This is a genomic window from Pseudonocardia nantongensis (assembly GCF_046546495.1).
Classification (GTDB): Bacteria; Actinomycetota; Actinomycetes; order Mycobacteriales; family Pseudonocardiaceae; genus Pseudonocardia; species Pseudonocardia nantongensis.
Window position 1 is genome coordinate 1 of record NZ_JBKGXT010000006.1, and the last position, 24547, is coordinate 24547.

General features: G+C 73.7%; 20 protein-coding genes and 1 pseudogene. 1 reads left to right on the plus strand and 20 read right to left on the minus strand.

Annotated elements, in window-relative coordinates; all coding sequences use genetic code 11:
- Positions 1-186: 186 nt before the first annotated feature.
- The 20 genes and pseudogenes from secA to ACLFMI_RS08090 all read right to left on the minus strand — a co-directional run bounded on the left by secA (position 187) and on the right by ACLFMI_RS08090 (position 23820).
- Complete coding sequence (gene secA / locus ACLFMI_RS07995; protein ID WP_410947112.1) at positions 187-3051, minus strand: preprotein translocase subunit SecA; 2865 nt, start codon at positions 3049-3051, stop codon at positions 187-189.
- Positions 3052-3258: 207 nt separating this feature from the next.
- Complete coding sequence (hpf, locus tag ACLFMI_RS08000; protein ID WP_410947113.1) at positions 3259-3891, minus strand: ribosome hibernation-promoting factor, HPF/YfiA family; 633 nt, start codon at positions 3889-3891, stop codon at positions 3259-3261.
- Between the two features lie 256 nt (positions 3892-4147).
- Positions 4148-5020: a ComF family protein gene (locus ACLFMI_RS08005; RefSeq protein ID WP_410947114.1), complete on the minus strand. Its 873-nt coding sequence runs from the start codon at positions 5018-5020 to the stop codon at positions 4148-4150.
- A 154-nt stretch (positions 5021-5174) separates the two neighbouring features.
- The gene (locus ACLFMI_RS08010) at positions 5175-6899 is read right to left on the minus strand and encodes an LpqB family beta-propeller domain-containing protein (protein WP_410947115.1); all 1725 of its coding nucleotides are present in this window, start codon (positions 6897-6899) and stop codon (positions 5175-5177) included.
- Entirely contained in the window at positions 6896-8707 is a 1812-nt protein-coding gene (gene mtrB / locus ACLFMI_RS08015) for an MtrAB system histidine kinase MtrB (protein ID WP_410947322.1), read from the minus strand. The genes ACLFMI_RS08010 and mtrB overlap by 4 nt, the downstream gene beginning before the upstream one ends.
- A 58-nt stretch (positions 8708-8765) precedes the next feature.
- Positions 8766-9443 carry an MtrAB system response regulator MtrA gene (gene mtrA / locus ACLFMI_RS08020; protein ID WP_410947116.1) on the minus strand — a complete coding sequence of 226 codons (678 nt, stop codon included), beginning with the start codon at positions 9441-9443 and terminating at the stop codon, positions 8766-8768.
- A 75-nt stretch (positions 9444-9518) separates the two neighbouring features.
- Positions 9519-9788 (minus strand): AMP-binding enzyme, encoded by a 270-nt coding sequence (locus ACLFMI_RS08025; protein WP_410947117.1) that lies wholly within the window; start codon positions 9786-9788, stop codon positions 9519-9521.
- Between the two features lie 52 nt (positions 9789-9840).
- Positions 9841-10158, minus strand: a pseudogene (locus ACLFMI_RS08030) (AMP-binding protein); the annotation flags it as partial.
- A gap of 61 nt (positions 10159-10219) precedes the next feature.
- Complete coding sequence (locus ACLFMI_RS08035; protein WP_410947118.1) at positions 10220-10870, minus strand: dTMP kinase; 651 nt, start codon at positions 10868-10870, stop codon at positions 10220-10222.
- Between the two features lie 2 nt (positions 10871-10872).
- Positions 10873-11346, minus strand: coding sequence for an NUDIX hydrolase (locus ACLFMI_RS08040; RefSeq protein WP_410947119.1), 474 nt, complete (start codon positions 11344-11346; stop codon positions 10873-10875).
- A gap of 215 nt (positions 11347-11561) precedes the next feature.
- Complete coding sequence (gene ahcY, locus ACLFMI_RS08045) at positions 11562-13064, minus strand: adenosylhomocysteinase (RefSeq protein WP_410947120.1); 1503 nt, start codon at positions 13062-13064, stop codon at positions 11562-11564.
- 343 nt (positions 13065-13407) lie between these two features.
- Positions 13408-14808 carry a glutamate mutase L gene (locus ACLFMI_RS08050; RefSeq protein WP_410947121.1) on the minus strand — a complete coding sequence of 467 codons (1401 nt, stop codon included), beginning with the start codon at positions 14806-14808 and terminating at the stop codon, positions 13408-13410.
- Positions 14809-14850: 42 nt separating this feature from the next.
- Positions 14851-16053: a cytochrome P450 gene (locus ACLFMI_RS08055; RefSeq protein WP_410947122.1), complete on the minus strand. Its 1203-nt coding sequence runs from the start codon at positions 16051-16053 to the stop codon at positions 14851-14853.
- Between the two features lie 481 nt (positions 16054-16534).
- On the minus strand, positions 16535-18025 hold the full coding sequence (locus tag ACLFMI_RS08060; protein ID WP_410947123.1) for an amino acid permease: 1491 nt from the start codon (positions 18023-18025) through the stop codon (positions 16535-16537).
- Between the two features lie 91 nt (positions 18026-18116).
- Positions 18117-19226 (minus strand): alanine dehydrogenase, encoded by a 1110-nt coding sequence (ald, locus tag ACLFMI_RS08065; RefSeq protein ID WP_410947124.1) that lies wholly within the window; start codon positions 19224-19226, stop codon positions 18117-18119.
- Positions 19227-19298: 72 nt separating this feature from the next.
- Positions 19299-20516: a mannose-6-phosphate isomerase, class I gene (gene manA / locus ACLFMI_RS08070; protein WP_410947125.1), complete on the minus strand. Its 1218-nt coding sequence runs from the start codon at positions 20514-20516 to the stop codon at positions 19299-19301.
- A 14-nt stretch (positions 20517-20530) separates the two neighbouring features.
- Positions 20531-21625, minus strand: coding sequence for an SIS domain-containing protein (locus ACLFMI_RS08075; RefSeq protein ID WP_410947126.1), 1095 nt, complete (start codon positions 21623-21625; stop codon positions 20531-20533).
- Positions 21622-21843 (minus strand): Trm112 family protein, encoded by a 222-nt coding sequence (locus tag ACLFMI_RS08080; protein WP_410947127.1) that lies wholly within the window; start codon positions 21841-21843, stop codon positions 21622-21624. Before ACLFMI_RS08080 ends, ACLFMI_RS08075 begins: the two co-directional genes overlap by 4 nt.
- Positions 21844-21951: 108 nt before the next feature.
- Positions 21952-23364: a phosphomannomutase/phosphoglucomutase gene (locus ACLFMI_RS08085; protein ID WP_410947128.1), complete on the minus strand. Its 1413-nt coding sequence runs from the start codon at positions 23362-23364 to the stop codon at positions 21952-21954.
- A 102-nt stretch (positions 23365-23466) separates the two neighbouring features.
- Positions 23467-23820: a DUF3499 domain-containing protein gene (locus tag ACLFMI_RS08090; RefSeq protein WP_410947323.1), complete on the minus strand. Its 354-nt coding sequence runs from the start codon at positions 23818-23820 to the stop codon at positions 23467-23469.
- 137 nt (positions 23821-23957) lie between these two features.
- On the opposite strand from ACLFMI_RS08090, the gene ACLFMI_RS08095 reads away from it, so the two are divergent.
- Positions 23958-24431, plus strand: a complete 474-nt coding sequence (locus ACLFMI_RS08095; protein WP_410947129.1) for a metallopeptidase family protein — start codon at positions 23958-23960, stop codon at positions 24429-24431.
- Positions 24432-24547 lie beyond the last annotated feature (116 nt).

Consider the following 24547-nt stretch of genomic DNA (forward strand, 5'->3'; position numbering starts at 1 on the left):
CCGACCACCGGTGGGGGCACGGTCTGACGCTAGGACTGCAGAGCGTCCAGGCAACGAGAGTGCTCGCCCACCGGCGGCTACCGGGCCGGAGCCTGCCTCATCGGGCTCCGCCAGCTGCCATTAGGCACCCGGGGCGCCGGGGCCCCGCCCGGGCCTCGGCGCCGGCCGCGCCGGCCGGCCGGGGCGTCAGCGCCGGCGGCGGGTCGCCTTCTCCGGGCGGCGTCGCTCGGCACGGTTGCCCTGCCCGCCCTCGGCCGGCGCACCGGTGCCGTTCGGCCCCGCCTGCGCGTTCCCGTCCTGCGGCACGGACTGGTGCCGACCGGTCCGCCCGGCGCCGGCGGCCGGCGTACCGCCGTCCCCGCGGCGGGCCACGTCGCCGCTCTCGCCCGGGCCGCTGTACTGCAGGTTCTGCGGCGGCGCGGTGCGGAACAGGTTGGGCAGGACCACGGTGCTCTCGCTCGGGTCCTCGACCGGCGGCACGTCCCGGACCACCGGGATCTCGGTCGTCTCCGGGTCCTCCTCGCGGACCGGCGCCGCCGGCTGCTGGACCTGGACGACGACGTTGAACAGGTGGCCGATCGTCTCCTCCTTGATGCCCTCGAGCATCGAGGAGAACATGTCGAAGCCTTCGCGCTGGTACTCGATGACCGGGTCGCGCTGGGCCATCGCCCGCAGCCCGATGCCCTCCTTGAGGTAGTCCATCTCGTAGAGGTGCTCGCGCCACTTGCGGTCGATGACCTGCATCAGGACCTGGCGCTCCAGCTCGCGCATGCCGCCCTGCGCGCCGATCAGCGCGTCGATCTCGGCCTCACGGCGGGCGTACGCCTGCTCGGCGTCGTCCTGGATGACCCGTTCCAACTCCTCGGCCGAAAGGTCGTCGATCCCGCTGTCCGAGTCGGCCAGGGTCCGCCAGTCGAGCCCGACCGGGTACAGGCCGCGCAGCGCGGTCCAGAGCTTCTCCAGGTCCCAGTCCTCGGAGTAGCCCTCGGCAGTGGCGCCCTGGACGTAGGCGTGGATCACGTCCTCGAGCATGTTGCGGGTCTGCCGCTGCACGTCCTCGCCGTCGAGCACCCGGCGGCGCTCGGAGTAGATGACCTTGCGCTGCTTGTTGAGGACCTCGTCGTACTTGAGGACGTTCTTCCGGATCTCGAAGTTCTGCTGCTCGACCTGGGTCTGCGCGCTCCGGATCGCGCGGGTGACCATCTTGGCCTCGATCGGCACATCGTCCGGCAGGTTGAACCGGTTCATGATCGACTCGACGACCTGGCCGTTGAACCGGCGCATCAGCTCGTCGCCCAGCGAGAGGTAGAACCGGGACTCGCCGGGGTCGCCCTGCCGGCCGGAACGACCGCGCAGCTGGTTGTCGATCCGGCGCGACTCGTGCCGCTCGGTGCCCAGCACGTACAGGCCGCCGGCGGCGATGACCTCCTCGGCCTCGGCCGCGACCTGCTTGCGCATCCGGTCCAGGACCGCGTCCCAGGCCGCCTCGTACTCCTCGCGGGTCTCGACCGGGTCCAGGCCCTGGCTGCGCAGTTCCAGATCGGCCAGGAACTCGGGGTTGCCGCCGAGCATGATGTCGGTACCGCGGCCTGCCATGTTCGTGGCGACCGTGACCGCGCCCGCGTGCCCGGCCTGGGCGATGATCGCCGCCTCCCGGGCGTGGTTCTTCGCGTTCAGCACCTCGTGCGGGACGCCCCGCTTGAGCAGCAACTTCGCCAGGTACTCGGACTTCTCGACGCTGGTGGTACCGATCAGCACCGGCTGGCCGTTGTGGTGCTTCTCGGCGATGTCGTCGGCGACCGCCTCGAACTTGGCCGGTTCGGTCTTGTAGATCAGGTCGGCCTGGTCGGCGCGGACCATCGGCTTGTTCGTGGGGATGGTCACCACGGACATCTTGTAGATCTCGTTGAGCTCGGCGGCCTCGGTCTGGGCCGTACCGGTCATGCCCGCGATCTTGTCGTAGAGCCGGAAGAAGTTCTGCAGGGTGATCGTCGCCAGGGTCTGGTTCTCCGGCTTGATGTCGACGGCTTCCTTGGCCTCGATCGCCTGGTGCATGCCCTCGTTGTAGCGGCGGCCGGCGAGCACCCGGCCGGTGAACTCGTCGACGATCAGGACCTCGCCGTCGTTGACGATGTAGTCCTTGTCCTTCTTGAACAGCTCCTTGGCCTTCACCGCGTTGTTGAGGTAGCCGACCAACGGGGTGTTCGCGGAGTCGTAGAGGTTGTCGATGCCGAGCTGGTCCTCGATGAGCTCGACACCCTCCTCGGTGATGCCGACGGTGCGCTTGCGCTCGTCGACGTCGTAGTGGATGTCGCGGGTCAGCATCGGCGCGAGCCGGGCGAACTCCTGGTACCAGCGGGCGCTCTGCTCGGCCGGACCGGAGATGATCAGCGGGGTGCGCGCCTCGTCGATGAGGATCGAGTCCGCCTCGTCGACGATCGCGAAGTTGTGCCCGCGCTGGACCATGTCGGCGGCGTTCCACGCCATGTTGTCGCGCAGGTAGTCGAAGCCGAACTCGTTGTTCGTGCCGTAGGTGACGTCCTGCCCGTACTGCTCACGTCGCTGCACCGGCGTCATCTCGGCGAGGATCACGCCGACGGTGAGGCCCAGCCAGCGGTGGATCCGGCCCATCGTCTCGGAGTCGCGCTTGGCCAGGTAGTCGTTCGTGGTGACGACGTGCACGCCCTTGCCCTCGAGGGCGTTCAGGTAGACCGCCAGCGTCGAGGTCAGGGTCTTGCCCTCACCGGTCTTCATCTCGGCGACGTTGCCCATGTGCAGGGCGCCGGCACCCATCAGCTGCACGGTGAAGGGGCGCTGCCCGAGAGTGCGCTGGGCCGCCTCGCGGACGGTGGCGAAGGCCTCCGGGAGCAGGTCGTCGAGGGTCGCACCCTCGGCGAGCCGCTCGCGGAACTCGTCGGTCTTGCCCCGCAGCTGCGCGTCGGTGAGGCCCTCGAACTCCGGCTCCAGGGCGTCGATGTGCGCGGCGATCTTGCCGAGCCGCTTCACCAGCTTGGTCTCGCCGGCCCGGAGGAGTCGACTCAGGAAGGGCACTGCCGACCTCATTCGCGTCGCGGTCAGGACTCGGGACGGGCGCCACGCACCGATGGAGGCTACACCATCCCGACGCCATGTTAGGGGCATGGCCGAATCGGTCCCGGGGGGGGGGGGGGGGGGGCGCCGCGCGACCGCCCCCGCCGGGTCCGCGTGCTGGTCGGCCCCGGCGCCGTCCTCGAAGGAACGGGCCGACCCGACAGGGAGTCAGGCGCCGAGCCGGATGACGCCGTAGTCGTACCCGTGCCTCCGGTAGACGACCGAAGGGTGACCGGAGTCGCTGTCGGCGAAGAGGTAGAAGTCGTGCCCGACCAGCTCCATCCGGGAGAGCGCCTCGTCGACCGACATCGGGGCGGCGCTGTGGGTCTTCTCCCGGACGATCCGGCCGGGAAGCTGGTCACCGTCGGATTCCGCCAGGGACTCGCCGTGGCTGCGGGGCTCGGGGACGCGGTCGGTCATCGGCGGCGCCTGCTCCATCAGGGCCACCGCGGAAGCGTCGGCGGCGAGCCGGGAGGCCTGCACCCGGTCGCGTCGGCTGGGTTTGCGGCGGTCGTGCGAGCGACGGAGGCGTTCGGCGAGCTTGCCGGCGGCGAGATCGAGGGCGGCGTAGAAGTCGGCTGCGGAGGCCTCGGCCCTGGCGACGGAGCCACAGCCGCCGCGGCCGGTGATCTCCACTCGCTGGCAGGACTTCTGCTGACGGCGGTTCGGCTCGTGGAAGAGCTCGACCTCCATCCCGACGATCTTGTGGTCGTGACGTTCCAGGCGGGTCAGCTTCTCCTCGACCAGACCACGGAAGTGATCGGGGACCTGGACGTTCCGGCCGGTGACGACGATTTCCACTCGGACATCCCTCGCTTCAGTCGTGCTGAACCCGGGACGCGACGGCCCCGGGGTGGGCTATCGGTCGCTCCTCCTGGTGTGGTAGTTGCTCGAGGTTCAGCGGACGTTAGCGGGAAATCCGCGTGCTCGACAGGCCGCTCGGCGACCCGGGAGAGGGACAGTCGTGTGGACCGCGGCCGCCGTTCGTGGATGGTTTCCCGCAGCCGGGTGAACCACCGGCCACCCACACGGCCGCCGCCCCCCGGCGTCCCCGCCGTCACCGCCGGGCCGCCGGGTGGGCGGGCGGTACCGCCGTCGAGCGCTCCGCCGCGGGTGCCGTCGCGTCGGCCAGCAACACGGCCGCGGTGACCGGGACACCGACCCGTCGCAGCAGCACCCGGCACGCCCGCAGGGTCGCGCCGCTGGTCACGACGTCGTCGACGAGCAGCACGACCGTGCCCCCCGGCACCGCGGACCGGGTCCGGCCGGGACCGGTCGCGGTGCGGTCACCCACCCCGGCCGGCGCAGCCGGGGAGGTGCGCAGGCCCGCGGCCAGGTTGCGGGCGCGCGCCGGACCGTCCAGACCGACCGAGTCCCGGGTCCGGCGGTCCAGTTCGAGCAGGGGCACCGTGCGGGCGGCCAGCCCGGTCGCGGCCAGTCGCGGCTCCAGCCGGCGGCACAGCCGCAGGACGTGGTCACCGCCGCGGAGCCGGGCGGCCGCCGGGCGGGACGGTGCGGGCACCAGCCACACGGCGTCCGGGTCCGTCCGCCCGGCGGCGGGTGCGGGCAGCACCGCCGCGACGGCGGGCGCCAGCACCGCGGCCAGGTCCGGTGCGAGGTCCCGTCGGCCGCGCTCCTTGTAGGCCAGCACCGCCCTGCGCAGCGGACCGCGATACCGGCCGGCCACCGCGACCCGCCCGGCGCCGGGGACCCGCAGCGGGTACGGCGGGCCGGTCTCCGCGGCGCAGGCCGGACACCAGCCGCCGGAACCCGGTGGGCCCGCTCCGGCACATCCGCCGCAGGTGCGCGGCAGCAGCAGGTCGACGAGCGCGGCCACCGGGCCGGACGGGGCGGCGGGCCGGCGCGCCGTGCCCGGGCGGGGACGAGGTACCCGGGCGGGGCGGTCCGGCTGGGTTCGGTCGGGATGCATGCCGGCAGCGTGCCCGGCATCGACCACACCACGGTCGCGATCGCCCGGCTCCCGCCCGAGTTGTCCACAGCCCGCGAATCCATCCACAGGATCGCGATGCGGCCCCGCACCGGCCGTCCGGCGCGGCACGCTCGCCCTGACCGGTCGGTGTCGCTCAGCCCGGGTAGAAGGGCCGGGCTGCGGTCGAGACCCCGAGCGTCTGCTGCCAGGCGTCCAGGTCACCGCCGGAGTAGCTCCACAGGCCGGTCCGGTCGGTCACGTACAGCGGGCGGCCCGGCGCGGCCGCCACCGCACGCAACGGGGAGGTGAGGTTGGTGCCCGGAACCTGGTCCAGGGTCAGTCCGTCCGCCGACACCAGCGAGACCGGCCGGTCGGAGTCCGCCGCGACCACGAGCTGCTCCGCCGACCGCCACTCGACGGCGACGACGTCCTCCAGGTCGGAGGGCCGCGGTTCGCGCAGCTCCCCGATCGCGGCCGCGCCGCCGGGTCCCGGAACGACCGGCGCGACGAGCGCCCGGCCGTCGGCGACCAGCGCCACCCGGGCGCCGTCCCGGGACAGCGCGACGTCGGTGATCGTGCGGAACCGGTCGAGCCGCGCGAGGTCGAGCGGCGCCTCGGCCGCCGGCGCCCCGTCCAGCACCGTGACCCGGCGCAGCCGGCCGTCGGCCAGTGCCCAGATCTCGTCCCCGGCGGCGTTCCAGGTCAGACCGGTGACGGCGGCGCCGGACACCGGGGTCGCGGTCAGCTGCCCGCCGACCGGACCGACGAGCAGCCGCTGGGTCCCGGTCTCCTCCCGGGAGACCACCGCGATCCGGCCGGCCCGCGGCGACACCGCGGCGTCCACCACGTCGAACGATCCGTTGCCTGCCTGCCCGGGCACGGCACCGACCTGGCCGGACTCGCTGAGCCGCCGGACCCGCCCGCCGTCGACGACCATCGGGAACGCCGGCATCGGCTCCGGTCCGGCGACCAACGGGGTGAAGTCGTCTCGGGTCACCTCCGGGGTATCGGGCAGCAGCGGTTCGCCGTCGGAGAGGATCCGCACCCGCGGCACGCTGACCTCGGCCAGGGTCAGCGAGACCTGCGCGGCCAGCAGCCGCCGGTCCGCCACCGACAGGCCGGACACCCCGGCGAGGTCCACCACGACGGCACCGTCCGGGGACTCGACGACCGCCGACCGCAGCCGGGCCGTGGCCGGGAACTGCGTCACGGCGGCACCCCTGAGCCCGGACGAGGGCCCGCGCAGCAGCACCTCGACCGCGCGGGCGGCGAGCTGGGTCGGCCGGGTGCTGGGGACGTAATGCGTGTCGGGCATCAGCGTGCCGCGCGTCGGGTCGACGAACCAGCCACGCAGCGAGCGGAAGTTGGACCGGAAGTCCGAGGCGCGCACCAGCACGCCCGGCGGGAGCCGGTCGATCCGCCAGGCGTCGTCCTGCCGGACGACCCCGATGTCGATCTCCACCGGGGCCGGGGAGGTCTCGAACGCACCGGACGGGCCGACCGTGCCCAGCCGGTTCCCCCGCACCCGGACCACCGCCCGGTCCGGGCCCCCGCCGGTGCTCGCCGGCGCGAACACGGTGTCGAACCGCTCGGCCAGCACGGTCAGCGACGCGCCGTCGTCCCAGCCGGACGCGGCGGGGGCGAGGTAGCGGCGGGCCGAGGCGTGCCGGTCGTCCGGGTGGCCGGAGGCGTAGACGAACCCGCGGACCAGGCCCAGCGGGTCGCTCTCCTCGATCGGCCCGTCCGGCACCGCCGCACCGGAGTCACCGGTCTGGCGCAGCACCTGCACCGAGGAGTGCTCGGGGACGCTGGCGCAGCCGGCCAGCAGCACCGCGCAGAGCAGCAGTCCGGCAGGGCCGAGCGTGCGGCGGGCCCTCACCGGTCGCCGCCCGGGTCGGTGATCGCCCGTTCGGCCGGCTGCACCGGTGGCGGGTCGTCGGGGCGCACGTTCCACGGGTCCGCCGCCGGCGGGAGGTCGTCGCCGCGGCCGGCGTCGCCCGCCCGCGGGTCATCGCCGCGCGGGTCGTCCCGGTCCCTGCGGGCGGCCATCCCCCACGGCGGGGTCGGCACCGAGCTGCCGGGGCGACCGTCGCGGCGGTCGGATCCGTCGGTGCCCGGCCGGTCCGGCGGGCCGAGCGGCAGCGGGGAGGCGGAGATGTGTCCGCCGACCTGACGCGGCAGGGTCAGCCGGAACGCCGAGCCGCGGCCGGGCTCGCCCCAGGCCTGCAGCCAGCCGCCGTGCAGCCGGGCGTCCTCGATGCTGATGGACAGGCCCAGGCCGGTGCCGCCGCTGCGCCGGGCGCGGGACTCCTCGGCCCGCCAGAACCGGTTGAACACCAGGTCCGCCTCGCCGGGCCGCAGCCCGACGCCGTGGTCGCGGACGAGCACGGCCAGCGCGGCGGCGTCGCCGGCCATCGTCACCTCCACCGGTCGTCCCTCCCCGTGGTCGATCGCGTTCGCGACCAGGTTGCGCACGATCCGCTCGACCCGGCGCGAGTCCGCCTCCACGGTCTCCCCGTCCGGCAGGTCCAGCACCAGCTCCGTGCCGGCGTCGGCGGCGATCCCGCGCACCGCCTCGACCGCACGGTGCACCACGGCCGACACGTCGATCCGCTCCGCCCCGAGCTCGGCGACGCCGGCGTCCAGCCGGGAGATCTCCAGCAGGTCGCCGAGCAGCTCCTCGAACCGGTCCAGCTCGGTGACCAGCAGCTCCGAGCTGCGCTGCAGCGCGGGGAGCAACTCGTCCCGCGAGGCGTAGAGGACGTCGGCGGCCATCCGGACGGTGGTCAGCGGGGTCCGCAGCTCGTGGCTGACGTCCGAGGTGAACCGGCGCTGCAGCGCTCCGAACTCCTCCAGCTGCGCGATCTGCGCGGCCAGGCTGCCGGCCATCTCGTTGTAGGACTCGGCGAGCCGGGCCACCTCGTCCTCACCACGGACCGCCATCCGCTCGTCCAGGTGCCCGCCCGCGAAGCGCTCCGCCACGTCGGCGGCCCCCCGGATCGGCCGCACCACCTGCCGGGTGACCAGGCTGGCGATCGCGGCGAGCAGGACCAGCAGCACCAGGCATCCGACGACCAACGTGCTCTGGATCAGACTCAGTGTCTGGCGCTCCCCCTCCAGCGGGAACAGCAGGTAGAACTGCAGCTCGCGGCCCGCGGTGGAGACCGGCTGGCCGATCACCAGCGTGGGGACGCCCTCGACGGTCGTGTACTGCCGGCTGAGCCCGCCCTCCGCGACCGTGATCCGCTGCTCCGCGGTGACCTGGTTCACCGGGCCGGAGGACACCTCCGGGCCGTTGCCCGCACCGGTCGTCAGCGCGGCCCGGAACTCGCCCGTGGTGGCCGACGCCGGGCTCGCGCTGTCGGAGTTGGTGAGCCGCTGCAGCGCCGCGTCGATGCTCTCCTGGGCGCCCTCCCGGTCCGGATCCACACCGGACAGCTCGGCCTCCAGCACCACCCGGCCGGCCTCGGCCTGCGCCAGCGCCCCGGCGGTCTTGCTCTGCAGGAGCCGCTCGGCGATCTCGCTCTGCAGGACCAGACCGAGCACGAGGACGACCGCCGAGGACAATGCGAGCGTCGACACCACCACCCGCAGTTCCAGCGAGCGGCGCCAGGACGCGGCGACGAGCGCGCCCAGCTCGTAGGCCTGGGCGCGCAGCGGTGCGAGCGCGCGCGCCAGCCGGCGCATCCCGGGCAGTTCGGCGACCCGGCGGCGCACCCGGCCCCTCACGGCCGGAGCCCCCCGCTCACGGCGGACCGGCCTTGTACCCCACCCCGCGGACGGTCAGGACCACCTCGGGGCGCTCGGGGTCGCGCTCGACCTTGGACCGCAGCCGCTGCACGTGCACGTTCACCAGCCGGGTGTCGGCGGCGTGCCGGTAGCCCCAGACCTGCTCGAGCAGCACCTCGCGGGTGAACACCTGCCGCGGCTTGCGGGCCAGCGCGACCAGCAGGTCGAATTCGAGGGGGGTGAGGGCGATCGGCTGCCCCGCACGGGCCACCTGGTGCGCCGGCACGTCGATGTCGATCTCGCCGATGGACAGGAACTCGGCGGGCTCGGCGTCGTTGCGCCGGACCCGGGCCCGGATCCGGGCGACGAGCTCCTTGGGCTTGAACGGCTTGACCACGTAGTCGTCGGCACCCGATTCCAGCCCGAGCACCACGTCGACCGTGTCGCTCTTGGCGGTGAGCATGACGATCGGTACCCCGGACTCGGCGCGGATCGCCCGGCAGACGTCGATGCCGTTCATCCCGGGCAGCATCAGGTCGAGCAGGATCACGTCCGGCTGGGTGTCCCGGACGGCGGGCAGCGCCCGGGTCCCGTCGGAGACGACCGCGGTCTCGAACCCCTCGCCCCGCAGCACGATGGTGAGCATCTCGGCCAGGGCCGGGTCGTCGTCGACCACCAGCACGCGCGACTTCATGCGACCCAATATCCCACCCGAGCCCGGCGGGGCGATCGGGGAGGGCCGTCCGGGCGCCCCGCGGGGCGCCCGCGCTCAGCCCCCGCCGGTGGTCCTGGAGCGCAGCTCGCGTTTGAGGACCTTGCCGGTCGGCGTCGACGGGAGCTCCCCGACGAACTCCACCGTGCGGGGCACCTTGTACCCGGCGATGGTCGCCCGCGCGTGCCCGCGGATCTCGGCACCCGTCGCGGCCGCGTCGTCGTGCAGGACGACCACGGCGTGCACCCGCTCGCCCCACACCTCGTCCGGGAGCCCGATCACCGCGCAGTTGGCCACCGCGGGATGGGTGGCGACGGCGTTCTCCACCTCGGTGGAGTAGACGTTCTCTCCGGGGCCCGGGTCGCCCGGCGCGGGACCTCCGCGCCTGCGCGATCGGTGAGCCTGCGTAGACCACCCACCGCAGCGCGGTGAGGTCGCGGCCGGCGAGCTCGGGATGGTCGGCGAGGGCCTGGATCATGATCGGGATGAGCACGGTGTGCGTGACGGCGTGGGTCTCGATCGCATCCATCACGGGGACCGGGGCGAACGACGGGACCGTGACGTGGGTGCCGCCGAGCAGCATCGTCCCGATCGATCCGGCCAGGTCGGCCAGGTGGAACATCGGCGCCACGTGCAGGTACCGCGTCGGACACCCCGCATGCACCGAGCCCGTAGGCCGACACCAGCAGGTTGGCATGGCTGAGCATCACGCCCTTGGGGAAGCCGGTCGGATGCCCGATCCGCGCCCGGCGAAGGTCTTATCGCGGATCGACGAGGGCGTCCGCCGCGCGGCGTACCGACGCCGCGGTGTCGCTTCCGGCTAGCTCGGTCCACGGGCCCAGCCACGCCGTCGCCGCCAGCTCCCGGTAGACGGCGCCGGTGCGGGCCTGCAGGCCGTCGTCGCTCTCGTAGGCATCCCGAGCCCGGCCGGGTTCGGCCGCCGCCCGGGCCCGCGCCCGGTCGGCCGCGACCGCGCGGGGCGGCGCGAGCAGCAGCTGGTGGTCCGGCGGTGGCACCCCGAACCGTTCGATCTCCAGCTCGCGGACCCAGCCGGCGAACCCGCCCGCGGCGTCCTGTCCGAGCCGGGCGGCACCGTAGGCGGCGTTCGAGGCGACATAGCGGTCGACCAGCACCACGTCGTGCCCGGCGAGCAGCTCGCGCAGCCGGGCCACCGCGGCCCGGCGGTCCAGGGCGAACAGCACCGCCATCCCGTGCACCGACGACGCCAGGTCGCCCATCCGCCCGTACAGCGCGTCCCGGGCCAGCTCGGCGTGCACGTCCTCGTCGTAACGGGGGAAGGCGAGCCCGGCGACCGAGCTGCCGGCACGCTGCAGCGCCCTGGTCAGGGCACCGGCGAAGGTGCGCTTGCCGGCCCCGTCCAGGCCCTCGACGACCACCAGCCGTCCCACGGTCAGCGGGCTCCCAGCGGCCCGACCCGCGGCCAGCTGAACGCGAAGCCGGGGTGCAGGTCCAGCTCGTCGAGCCGGTCGATCCGCACCCAGCGCAGCTCGGTGCTCTCGGCGCCGCGCACGGCCACCGGTGGTGCGGCCGGGGCCCGCACGACCACCGTGGTGTAGCTCCAGCCGCCGTGGTCGTCGACGAACTCGTCGACATGTTCCACCGACGCGACGTCCAGCGAGCTCTCCTCGGACGCCTCGCGCAGGGCGGCCGCCCGGGCCGACTCGCCCCGGTCCCGGGCGCCGCCCGGGATTCCCCAGGTGCCGCCGTGGTGACTCCAGTCGGCGCGGTGCTGCAACAACACCCGGTCGACGCCGTGGTTCTCGTCATGGTGACGGACCAGCAGCCCGGCCGCCCCGAAGCGGCCCCAGTGCCGGTGTCCCTGATCGCAGCGCCGCCAGCCGTCCCCGGAGCCCCGTTCGATCATCACCCCATCCTCCCCCGACACGCCGACGGCGCGGCGGCCACCAGGGCCGCCGCGCCGTCGGACGTGTTCGGAACCGGGACTCGACTCCGCTCGGTGCCGAGGTGAGCTCCGCAAGCTCCGCTCGGTGCCGAGGTGAGCTCCGCAAGCTCCGCTCAGTGCCGAGGTGAGCTCCGCAAGCTCCGCTCGGTACCGAGGTGGAGCTCCGCAAGCTCCGCTCAGTAGCGGTAGTGCTCCGGCTTGTACGGGCCCTCGACGTCCACGCCGATGTACTCGGCCTGGTCCTTGGAGAGCTTGGTGAGCTCGCCACCCAACGCCAGCACGTGCACCTTGGCGACCTTCTCGTCCAGGTGCTTCGGCAGGCGGTAGACGTCCTTGTTGTACTCCTCGTGCTTGGTGAACAGCTCGATCTGCGCGATCGTCTGGTTCGCGAAGGAGTTCGACATCACGAACGACGGGTGGCCGGTCGCGTTGCCCAGGTTCATCAGGCGGCCCTCGGACAGCACCAGGATCGAGTGCCCGTCCGGGAAGATCCACTCGTCGACCTGCGGCTTGATGTTGATCTTGTTGATGCCCTTGACCCGGCCCAGGCCGGCCATGTCGATCTCGTTGTCGAAGTGGCCGACGTTGCAGAGGATCGCCTGGTGCTTCATCTTCTGCATCAGCTCGGTGGTGATGATGTCCTTGTTGCCGGTCGTGGTGACCACGACGTCGGCGGTGTGGATGACATCCTCGATCCTCGCCACCTGGAAGCCCTCGAGCATCGCCTGCAGGGCGCAGATCGGGTCGACCTCGGAGACGATGACCCGGGCGCCCTGGCCGGCCAGCGCCTCGGCGCAGCCCTTCCCCACGTCGCCGTAGCCGGCCACGACCCCGACCTTGCCGCCGATCAGGACGTCGGTGGCGCGGTTCAGGCCGTCCAGCAGCGAGTGCCGGATGCCGTACTTGTTGTCGAACTTCGACTTGGTGACCGAGTCGTTGACGTTGATCGCCGGGAACAGCAGCTGGCCCTGCTCGGCCAGCTGGTACAGGCGGTTGACGCCGGTGGTGGTCTCCTCGGTGACACCGCGGATGTCCGAGGCGATGGTGGTCCAGCGCTTCGGGTCCTCGGCCAGGCTGCGGCGCAGCGTGGCCAGGATGACCCGCTCCTCGTCGGGGACGGTCAGGTCGTCGTCGTCCACGGTCGGCACGACGCCGGTCTCCTCGAACTCGGCACCCTTGTGCACGAGCAGGGTGGCGTCACCACCGTCGTCGAGGATCATGTTCGGGCCGACGACGTTGCCCTGCTCGTCGCGGAACTTGAACAGCTGCTCGGTGCACCACCAGTACTCCTCGAGCGACTCGCCCTTCCAGGCGAACACCGGGACGCCCTTCGGGTTGTCGGCGGTGCCGTGCGGGCCGACGACGGTCGCCGCGGCCGCGTAGTCCTGGGTGGAGAAGATGTTGCAGGAGACCCAGCGCACGTCGGCGCCCAGGCTGACCAGGGTCTCGATCAGGACCGCGGTCTGCGTGGTCATGTGCAGCGAGCCCGCGATCCGCGCACCGGCGAGCGGCTTCGCCTCGGCGTACTCGCGGCGCAGGTCGATCAGACCCGGCATCTCGTTCTCGGCCAGCCGGATGTCCTTGCGGCCGTACTCCGCCTCGCCGATGTCGGCGATCGCGAAGTCGAGGCCGTTCACGTTCTGCAGCTTGGCGTGGCCGGTGTGCTCGGATGCGGTCATGGGTTGGGTGCGCCTCCTCGGGCGGTCGGGTCGAACCGTGCTCGGACGCGGCCGGGGGTCACCGGCCGCGTGGGCTACACGGGCAGGTGCTCCGGGAGGGGGGAACGGGCGCGGGCCGGGATCGGCAGGATCACGGGCGCACTCCCTCCTCGTCGGAGACAGGCGCCCTTTCTCGTCCGTGCCGGGCCGGGCCCGAGCGTGGCGAGCCGCGTCACCCTCCGGTGATCAGCGACCCGCTGCAGCGCCTCTCGGCACCCGGCTGCGTCGTTCTCGCCGTTCCATCGTTGCCAGGGCCGCACCGGGTGTCAACCGCAGCGGGGCGGAGTCGGTGATCACCGCCGGATCACCCGAGCAGTTGCTCGGCCAGCAGCGCACGGGCCGCCGCCTCCCGTCCGTGCCGCACCAGCAGGCCGGCCGGTGCCAGCACGGAACCGCTGTCCACCCGCACGTCGACCTGCGTGAGTGGACCCATCAGTACCGGGTCGCGGTGCACCGTCGCGGCGGCAGCGGCCAGGCCGGCCGGGTCCCGCTGCCGGAACACCCCGCCGGTGAGGACGACGAGACCGATGTCACGGTCGGCGTCCGGTCCCGGGACGGCACCGGACGGGCCGGACGCGGTCGGGCCGAAGCCGCCGAAGCCGCCGAAGCCGCTGATCGCCATCCGGTCGGTGTGCCGCAGGTGCCGGCGCAGCGCCACCACCGCGGCGACCGCCGCCAGCCGCCGGTCCTCGGCCGCGGCGCCCCGGTCCCCGGGCACCGCGGGCCCCGACGACACCAGGGCCGCCACGGTCGGGGCGAGCAGGTCGGCCTCCACCGGGTCGACGACGCCCTCGGTCTGCGCCTCGATGAGCACGCCCTCGGCACCGGCCCGCACTCCCAGGTCACCCTCCACGGTCATCAGCGCCGGGTCCGGCTCCGTGGCCCCGGCGGGCAGGGCCTGGTGCACGTCGGTGGTGGCCGACCCGACGTCGACGACCAGCACCCCGGTCCCGGCCAGCCGGGCGAGCGCGGCGGCTCCGGCGGCCACCGCCAGCGGGGTCCGGGTCCGGGCGAGCGCGGAGAAGCGGCCGGCGTCACCGCCCGCACCGAGCACGTGCCGGGCGTAGAGCTCGGCGACCTCGCGCCGCGCGGGGCCGGGCACGATCTCGCCCGGCCGCGGCACCACGTTCGCGCAGGCGGTCACGGTCCGCCCGCCGGCCCGCAGCAGCCCCACCGCGTCGTCCCGAGCGGTGGCGTTGCCGGCCAGCAGCACCGGGTAGCGGCCGCGGGTCCGGGCCAGCCGGCCGGCATTGTGCAGCAGCACTGCCGGGTCGTCGCCGTCGGCGCCGCCGATCAGCAGCACGACGCCGGGACGCTGACCGGCCAGCTCGCGCACCCCGTCCGGCTCCAGCGGCCCGGAGTGCACACCGACCACCCGCGCCCCCGCCGAGCGGGCGACCTGGTGCCCGGCCTCCACCGACGCGAGCTGCTCGGCCCCCACCACGACCAGCCGCAGCGCGCCCCCGGCCGACGAGCAGGCCAGCACGTCCGGCGCGGACCTCGCCCCGCGCCCGGCCGACGCGGCCGCCGCGGCGACGGCGGCGTCCACGCCGTCCAGGACGTCCGGCGTGGTCGGGTGCTCGGCGAACCCGGCGGGTGAGCCGTCCGGGTGCACGAACACCGCCTTCGTCCAGCACGAGCCGACGTCCAGGCAGACCGCCGCGGCTGCCGAGTCGCCGACGCTACCGGGCTGCGGATCGCTCATGGGACGGCGAGCGTACTGCGCCCCGGCGGGCGCCGTCCGGGATCACGCCGCGCTGCCGCGGGAGCCGTCACTCGCCCGCTCGACCGTGACCTCGAGGTGCTCCAGGCCCCGCAGGCCGTTGTTGATCATAGGTCGGGACGTCAGCACGTCGAACCGGGCGACCTGGTCGGCGAGCCGCTCGAGCAGGGCCCCCATCTCGAGCCGGGCCAGATGGATCCCGACGCACACGTGCTCACCACGCCCGAAGGCCAGGTGGTCGGACGGCCGGCGGGTGATGTCGAACCGGTCCGGGTCCGGGTAGTGCCGCTCGTCGCGGTTCGCCGAGCCGTAGAGCAGCGCGACCCGCGAGCCCGCGGCCAAGGAGAACCCGCCGATCTCGTGGTCCTCGGTGAGGACCCGGCTGAACTGCGGCACCGGGGTGTCGCGCCGCAGCGACTCGTTGATCGCGTGCGGGATCAGCGAGCGGTCGGCCCGCAGCAGGTCCCACTGCTCCGGGTGGGAGGCGAACTGCCACACCGCGTTCGCGATCGCGAGGATGGTGGTGTCCAGGCTCGGCGTCACGTAGTCGAGCATCATCGCCGGGCACTGGCCGTGGGAGATCTCGCCCCGGTCCGCAGCCCGGTAGAGGTGCGCGGCCCAGCCGTCGGGCCGCAGCGTGCCGGGGACGGCGTCGTGCTCGGCGAACGCGAGGAACTCCGCGACCGCGGGGCCTGCGGCCGCGGCCCGCTCGTCGGCAGGCCCCTGGACGTCCCAGATGGCCTCGGCCCACTCCAGCATCTTCGCCCGGCCGTGATCGGGGAGCCCGACCAGATCGGAGACGACGGTCATCGGCAGGTGCTCGGCCAGCTCGGTGACGACCTCGAACCGGCCCCGCCCGACGAGCTCGGTGACGACGCGCTCCGCCTCCGCCTCGATCCGCGGCGTGATCTCGCGCATCCGGTCAGCCCGCAGCGGGCGCCCCAGGACCGAGCGCATCGCCGTGTGCTCGGGCGGGTCGCTGCACAGCGTGATGCCTTCGAGCTGGGCGTTCATCGCCGGATCGACGAACACTCCGCGGGCGGACGAGAACGTCCGCCAGTCGCTCAGCGCGGCGCGCACCTCGTCGTAACGGGGCAGGGCGTAGAGATCGTGCCGGGACAGGTGGACCACCGGGCCCAGCGCGCGCAGCTCGGCGTAGATCGCGTAGGGATCGGTGCGCGCGTCCTCGGTGTACAGATCGACGTCGCTGACCGGGATCGTCGGCAACAGGTGCCTCCAGGGCCGTGGTGGGAGTCCGGAACCGGGCGTTTCGCGACCACGATAGAGGGACGGACCGGTCGCCGAGCCCCGCGCGACTCCGCGGTCCGGGCGCGGGACGGACCGTCCGCGGAGATCCACCGCAACCGGGCTCCGTGCGTTGCACGCGGTCCCGCCGACGGCGGGGCTCGCGCCATGATCTCCCGCCCAGCCGGGCGACGAGCCGGTCCGGGTTGCGCACGTGCGTGACATCGCCACCGAAGCGGTCGAGCAGCTGCGGTCGTACCTCCTCCAGCTCGACGGCGCGTTCGAGTCACCGGCAATGAGGGCGTCCGGCACCCGGCATGGCGTCCGTCATGGCGTCGATGGCGGGGTCGGCCGGTCTCCCGCTCCGTCTCCGCCGGCGACGATGCCGTCGAACCGACACGCCGACGGCGGCGCCGCGGGGACACCGGGACGCCGCCGTGGTCGTCGAAGGGGGCGGGTCGGGTCAGGCCTTCTCGCCGGTCGCCAGGCGGCTGCGCCGGCGCCCGTAGGCCAGGTAGACGACGAGACCGAGGATCATCCAGAGGACGAACCGGATCCAGGTGCCGGCCGGCAGGAACAGCGCCACGGCGAAGCACAGGATCGCCGAGATGATCGGCAGCACCGGCATGAACGGGACCTTGAAGGTGCGCTTGAGGTCCGGGCGGGTACGGCGCAGCACGATCACGCCGATCGAGACGAGCACGAACGCGGCCAGGGTGCCGATGTTGACCAGGTTGGCGAGCTCGGTCAGCTCCAGGAAGCCGCTCAGCGCGGCGGCCACCACACCGGTGATGATCGTGAGCTTGTAGGGGGTGCGGAACTTCGAGTGCACCTTGCCCAGCGTCGGGGGCAGCAGGTGGTCGCGGCTCATCGCGAACGCCACCCGGGTCTGGCCGAGCATCAGCGTCATGATCACGACGGTGAGCCCGATCAGGATGCCCAGCGAGATGATGAACTCGGCCGCCGGGATCCCGGTGGCGGCCATCGCGGCGGCCGCGGGAGCCTCCACACCGAGCTGGTCGTAGGGCAGGATGCCGGTGTAGACCAGCGACACGATGATGTAGATGACGGTCGCGATCGCCAGCGAGGCGATGATCCCGATCGGCATCGTGCGCTGCGGGTTCTTCACCTCCTCGGACAGCGTCGCGACGATGTCGAAGCCCAGGTAGGCGAAGAAGACGATCGCGGCACCGGTGAACACGCCGGTGAGCCCGAACCCGGAGTCGATGCCGAGGATCTGCAGCAGCAGCGGGACACCGGCGTCGGTGTTGTAGTCGACCGGCTGCGACGGCGGGATGAACGGCGTCCAGTTCGAGCCGCTGATGTAGAACGACCCGATCAGGATGATGCCGGCGACGATCACCAGCTTCAGGGTGGTGATCGAGGCGTTCACCCAGGCGGACAGCCGGATGCCGATGATCAGCACGACCATCATCAGCAGCGAGACGAAGACGGCCGGCAGGTCGATGACGCCGCCGCTGCCGGACCCGCCGGAGATCGCCGTCGGCACCTCGATCCCGAGGCCGCCCAGCACGCTGTCGAAGTAGCCGCTCCAGCCCTTCGCCACGGTCGCGGCGCCGAGGGTGAACTCCAGGATCAGGTCCCAGCCGATCATCCAGGCGATGAACTCGCCCAACGAGGCGTAGGAGAACGTGTACGCCGAGCCGGCCACCGGCACGGTGGAGGCGAACTCCGCGTAGCAGAGCGCGGCCAGCGCGCAGACCACACCGCTGATCAGGAACGACAGCGACACCGCCGGGCCGGAGTAGAGTGCCGCCGCCTCCCCGGCCAGGACGAACACACCGGTGCCGATGAGCACGCCGATGCCCATCACCGTCAGCTGGACCGGGCCGAGCGCCTTGCGCAGCCGGAACTCCGGTTCCTCGGTGTCCCTGATCGCCTGCTCGACCGATTTCGTGCGGAAGAACCCGCCCCCGCGGCTCGTGACCGTCATGGGCCGTGAACCTACGACCGCGGTCGGACCGCCGTCACCCGTCCGGCCCCATATTTAGGGACACGATAAGGTTGCGAAACGTAATCGCAGGTCACGATCCGCTCAGCGGCTCGTGCGGGAGACCGTGCGCCTGCGCGACCTCCGCCGACAGCAGCCGCCCGCGATGCGTCGAGAGCCCCGCGGCGAGCGCCGGGTCCGCCTCGGTCGCGGCCTCCCAGCCCCGGTCCGCGAGCCGCAGCACGTACGGCAGCGTGGCGTTGGTCAGCCCCCGGGTGGAGGTGTGCGGCACCGCGCCGGGCATGTTCGCCACGCAGTAGAAGACGGTGTCGTGCACGGTGTAGGTCGGGTCGGCGTGCGTCGTCGGGCGCGAGTCGGCGAAGCAGCCGCCCTGGTCGATCGCGATGTCGACGAGCACCGCACCCGGCCGCATCTGCGCCACCAGCTCGTTCGGGACCAGGGTCGGCGCCTTCGCGCCCGGCACCAGCACGGCGCCGATCACCAGGTCGGCGTTGCGGACCGCCTCGCCGACGGCGAGCCGGGTGGAGTACTCGGTGCGCACCGCGCCGGCGTACTGCTCGTCGATCACCCGCAGCTTGTCCACGTCGAGGTCGAGCACGGTCAGCTGGGCGCGCATCCCGGCGGCGATCGCGATCGCGTTCGCCCCGGCGACGCCCGCCCCCAGCACGACGACGTCGGCGCCCGGGGCCCCCGGGACCCCGCCCATCAGCACGCCACGCCCACCCGCCGAGCGCATCAGGTGGTACGCCCCGACCTGCGGGGCCAGCCGGCCCGCGACCTCGCTCATCGGGGCGAGCAGCGGCAACCGGCCGTCGCCGGTGCGGACGGTCTCGTAGGCGATCGAGGTGGTGCCGGCGGACAGCAGCGCGTCCGTGCAGGGCCGGGACGCGGCCAGGTGCAGGTAGGTGAACAGGACCAGGTCCGCGCGCAGGAACCGGTGCTCGGACCCGATCGGTTCCTTGACCTTGAGCAGCAGCTCGGCGGTCCCCCACACCTCGGCCGCATCCGCGACGATCCGGGCGCCCGCCTCCTTGTAGTCCGCGTCCGCGATCGAGGAGCCGGCACCGGCGTCGTGCTCGACGACGACCTCGTGCCCGCGGTCGACGAGCTCGTGCGCCCCGGCCGGGGTCAGCGCGACCCGGAACTCGCTGTCCTTGGTCTCCCTGGGTACCGCGACGCGCATCGTCGTCTCCTCACCTCGACTGCCGCCCATGGTGAGGAAATCCCGCCGGGCTGCAACCCCGACCCGGGCCGGCTACAGGCCGTCGCCGGCGAGGAACACCGTGGCGCCCTCGTCGCCGGTGACCAGCATCGCTCCGGTGTCCCCGGCGGAGAGGAACACCGCCGCACCGCGGGGCAGCTCCAGGTCCGGCCCCGGCCCCTCGACGGCCGCCTCGCCGGAGGTGCACAGCAGGATCCGGGCACCGGTGCCGGGCAGCTCGAGCTTGTCCCGGCCGTCGACGTCGGCGCGGCGCAGCAGGAACTCCTGCACCGGCACCTCGTAGCGCTGCCAGCCCGCGGAGTCCGGGTCGTCCCGCGGGACGCGCACCGGCGGCGGCGGCGCGCCGAAGTCCAGCACCCGCAGCAGCTCCGGCACGTCGACGTGCTTCGGGGTCAGGCCGCCGCGCAGCACGTTGTCCGAGTTCGCCATCAGCTCGATGGCGGCCCCGGACAGGTACGCGTGCAGGTTCCCGGCCGGCAGGTAGAGCGACTCCCCGGGATCGAGGGGGACCCGATTGAGCAGCAGCGCCGCCAGCACGCCCGCGTCGTCCGGGTAGCGCTCGGACAGGTCGAGCACCGTCCGGGCCTCGCCGGCGAACTCCTCGGCGCCCGAGGCGAGCAGCCGGACCGCGCCGTCCTGCAGGGCCGGGACGAGGTTGTCGAGCACCGACTGCGGCAGCGTGATCCAGGTGGTGAACAGGGCCCGCAGCCCGTCCGGCCCGGGCTGCCCGGCCAGCAGCTCGGTATAGGCTGCCAGCTCCGGCACGTCCAGCGCGCGCAGCAGCTCGACCGTGCGGGCCGGCTCCCGGAACCCGACGAGCGCGACGAAATCTGTCAGTGCGCAGATCAGTTCCGGCTTGTGGTTGGCGTCGCGGTAGCTGCGGTCCGGGGCGTCGACCGGGATACCTGCGGCGTTCTCACGGGCCCAGCCCTCGACGGCCTGCTCCAGGCTCGGGTGCGCCTGCAGGCTCAGCGGCTCGTCGGCGGCCAGCACCTTGAGCAGGAACGGCAGCCGGCCATCCCAGCGGTCCCGGCCCGCCCCGAGCGTCCCGTCCGGGTCGTCGGCGATCAGCTCGCCGAGCGGGCGCGGGGCGCCACCGGCGGCCCGCACCATCGACGGTGCGGCGGGGTGCGCGCCCAGCCAGAGCTCGGCCTGCGGGTGCGGCGAGGGCACCGGCTCACCGAGCAGCTCGGCGATCACGGTCCTGGAGCCCCAGGCATAGGTGCGAATCTGGTTGTCCAGCAGTTCCACGGATCCCCCGCAGGTCAGGTGCTCAGGGCGGCTCGGGTGGCCAGGCCGAGGTAGACGGCGGCGATGTCGGCGCGCAGGGCCAGCACGCCGGCGCGCAGCAGTACGGCGTCCGGGGTCCCGCGCGGGACCTCCTCGACCGGGTGCGCGAGGTCGGCGTTCGGCCACTCGCGGCCCAGGGTCCGGCGGCTGACCTGCTGCGGGTCCTCCTCACCGGTGCCGAACAGCACCAGCCGCGGGGGCAGCGCGGCGTCCGGCGCCGGGTCGTCGAACGGGTCCCGGAAGATGTCGGTCTCCCGCTCGGCGAGGTCGACCGCGACCCGCAGCCCGGCCAGCGTCCCGGCCTGGCCCAGGTCGTCGGCGTGCGCGACGATGCCGGCGTGGGTGGCCAGCGCGGTCGCCCCGTGCGCGGCGACCGCGGCGGCCGCCGGGTCCACCCCCCACAGCAGCGGGGTCCGCTCGGCCAGCCGCAGGGCCAGCGACTTCGCCGGGTTCACGAACGGCTCGTGGCCGGGCTGGCAGCGCTCGGCCTCGGCGTCCAGGACCTCGGCCAGCGGTTCCAGCCCACCGGTCGGGGAGAGCAGCTCCAGCTCGCTGACCGCGGACAGCGCGACGGTCAGCGCCTGGGCGAAGCCGAGTCCCTCCGGCAGCGGGATCCGCGGCTCGACCAGCCGGACCCGGCCGGCCCCGGCCTGCGCGACCGGGCCGGAGTCCGGTGCGGAGAGCACGACCTCGGCGCCGCGCCGGGTGGCGGTCTCGACCGACTCCGCGAGCACCGGGTCCGACGGGTCCGTGCTGTGCGCGAGGACGACGTCCAGCGGCCCGATCCAGCCCGGCACCCGCTCTGCCCGCACCACCGGCACCGGGCAGCGGTCCCCGAGCAGCGCGGTGAGCAGGTCGGCCACCGCCCCGGAGACGCCCGGGCGGCGCAGCAGCACCAGCGCGCGCGGCCGGTGCCCGCGGAGGCGGTCCAGGCCGGCCTCGCCCGCCGCGTGCACCGCCGAGCGCACCTGGGCGCCCGCGGTCGCGGCGGCGCGCAGCACCCCGGTGGTGTCTCGCGAGGTGAGCTCGCCCGGATCGGCGAGCAACGTGTCGTCCAGCACCGGGATCACCCGTCGTTCCTGCCGGGGGCCCCGGGACCGGTGCCGGGCAACGCGTCGTCGAGCAGCAGCACCGGGATCCCGTCGGTCACCGGGAAGCTGCGCCCGCAGGCCTCGCAGGTCAGCGCGTCCGCGTCGGTGTCGGCGGCGGTGCCGGGTCGCAGCGGCGCGTGCGCATCGCACGGGCAGGCCAGGATCTCCAGCAGCTGGGGGTCGAGCTGTAGTGCCACGGTTCTCCTCGTCGTCATCTCTCGCAGGCGATGCTGCCACCACGTGGCGGGCACGCGCGGCTGCCGACCGGGTACGGACGGTCGGTGGGTGGCGCGGCCGGCGCCGGCTCAGGCGCGGACGACCGCCAGCACCCCGTCGCACAGGGCGGCGACGGCGGCATCGTCGGCCGCCTCCACGTTCAGCCGCAGCAACGGCTCGGTGTTCGAGGCCCGCAGGTTGAACCAGGAGCCGTCCGGCAGCGACACCGTCAGGCCGTCGAGCCGGTCCAGCTCGGCCCCCTCGACCGCGCCGTAGCGGCGCTCGACCTCGGCGACCTTCGCGGACTGGTCGGCCACCGTCGAGTTGATCTCGCCGGACGCGGCGTAACGCTCGTACCCGGCCATCAGCCCGGACAGCGTCGGGGTGCCACCGGCCGCACCGCTGCGGGAGTGCTCGGACAGCGCAGCCAGCACGTGCAGCGCGGCCAGCATCCCCGAGTCGGCCTTCCAGAAGTCCCGGAAGTAGTAGTGCGCGGAGTGCTCGCCGCCGAACACCGCGCCGGTCTCGGCCATCGTCTGCTTGATGAACGAGTGCCCGACCCGGGTGCGCACCGGACGGCCGCCGTGCTCGGTGACCAGCTCGGGGACCGCCCGCGAGGTGATCAGGTTGTGGATCACGCAGGGGTCGGTCTCACCGCGGTCGTGGGCCCGGGCGAGCTCGCGGGCGGCGACCAACCCGGTGATCGCGCTGGGGCTCACGGCCTCGCCGCGCTCGTCGACCGCGAAGCAACGGTCGGCGTCGCCGTCGAAGGCCAGCCCGAGGTCGGCGCCCCCGGTGACGACGGCCTTCTGCAGGTCCACCAGGTTCGCCGGGTCCAGCGGGTTGGCCTCGTGGTTCGGGAAGGTGCCGTCGAGCTCGAAGTACAGCGGCACGACGCGCAGGCCGAGCCCGGTGAGCACGCTGGGGACGGTGTGCCCGCCCATCCCGTTGCCCGCGTCGACGACGACGGTCAGGCCCGCCACACCGGACAGGTCGACCAGCGAGCGCAGGTGCTCGGCGTACCCGGAGAGCATGTCCCGCTCGCGCACGGAGCCCCGGCGCGCTCCCTCCGGTACCCCGTCGTCGAGCATCCGGGCGGCGTCGTCGCGGATCGTGGCCAGGCCGCTGTCCTGCCCGATCGGCACGGCGCCGCCGCGGCAGAGCTTGATCCCGTTGTAGCGGGCCGGGTTGTGGCTGGCGGTGAACATCGCGCCGGGCAGGCCCAGCGAGCCGGACGCGAAGTAGAGCATGTCCGTGCTCGCCAGCCCGATGTCGACGACGTCGAGGCCCTGCCTGGTGACGCCGTCGGCGAACGCCGCGGCGAGGACGGGCGAGGAGTCGCGCATGTCCCGGCCGACGACCACCGCCGAGGGGCCTGGGTCGTCCGCGGCGACCAGACGGGCGGTCGCCGCGCCGAGCGCTCGGGCGGTCCGTTCGTCGAGCTGGTCGCCGACGACACCGCGGATGTCGTAGGCCTTCACGATCGCCGAGAGGTCGGGCACGACGCACGACCCTAGCGCAGACCCGTCGCCCGTCCGCGCAGGTCTCCGGGTCCCCGGTCGGCCGGGCCCGGCCGTCACTCCGTCGGGCTGATCGCCCGCTAGTCAGTCGTCCTCACCCGGCGCCGGAAGCACCCGCAGGTGCCCGCGCCGCCCGGTGCCGCCGGACCTGGCCACCACCTCGACCGGCCGATCCAACCGGCCGGCCTCACGGACGGCGTCGGCGAGCGCCGTGAGCTCCTCGGCGGCGTGCTGGGGCGGAGCGAACTCGCCCTCGAACCGGACTACCTCCCAACCGCGCGGGGCGGTCAGGTTGTGCGCGTGGGGGGTGCACAGGTCGTAGGAGTGCGGTTCGGCCTGCGTGGCCAGCGGGCCGACGACGGCGGTGGAGTCGGCGTAGACGTAGGTGAGCGTGGCGACGGCGAGCTCGGTGCAGCCCGTCCGCGAACATCTCCGCACACTCAACACATCGGGGACGATAGCCCCTGTCCCGTCGCTCGCCGCGCTGCGACGCGCACCCGGCTCGCGCCCGGCCCGCCGTGGATCCGCCCAGCCGTGGCTCCTCTCCGGGCGGCGCTCGGGCCTAGAATGCACGGGTGTCCACCGCCCACCGCCTGCTGCGCCGCACGCCCCGCCGCCGGGACCGCCGGGGCCGGGGGCTGCGCGGACTGATGTACCCGGTGTCCACGCCCGCGTTCCGCACCCGGGCCGAACGGTTCGACGCGAAGGTCCTCGAGGCGCTCGAACCGATCGAGACCCGCTGGGGCCCGGAGCTGGCGGACCTGGACGTGGCCGTCGACGACGTGCCCGCGGTCGATCGCACCTCGCCGGACGAGGTCGTCTGGGGTGCCGGGGTGCTCGCCGACGCACGCGTCCCGCTGGCCCACCTGGTCCCGGCCGGGGTGGACTCGGCCGGGCTGCCGACCCGGGCCCGGATCGTGCTCTACCGGCGGCCGCTGGAGGCCCGCGCCCGGGACGGCGAGGACCTGGCCGACTTGGTGCACGAGGTGCTGGTCGAGCAGGTCGCCGAGTACCTCAACATCGAGCCGGACGCCGTCGACGGCGGCTGAGCGGAGCTTGCGGAGCGAACATCAGCGCTGAGCGGAGCTTGCGGAGCGAACATCAGCACTGAGCGCACACGACGACGCCCGGACCACCGACCGGTGGCCCGGGCGTCCGTGTTCGT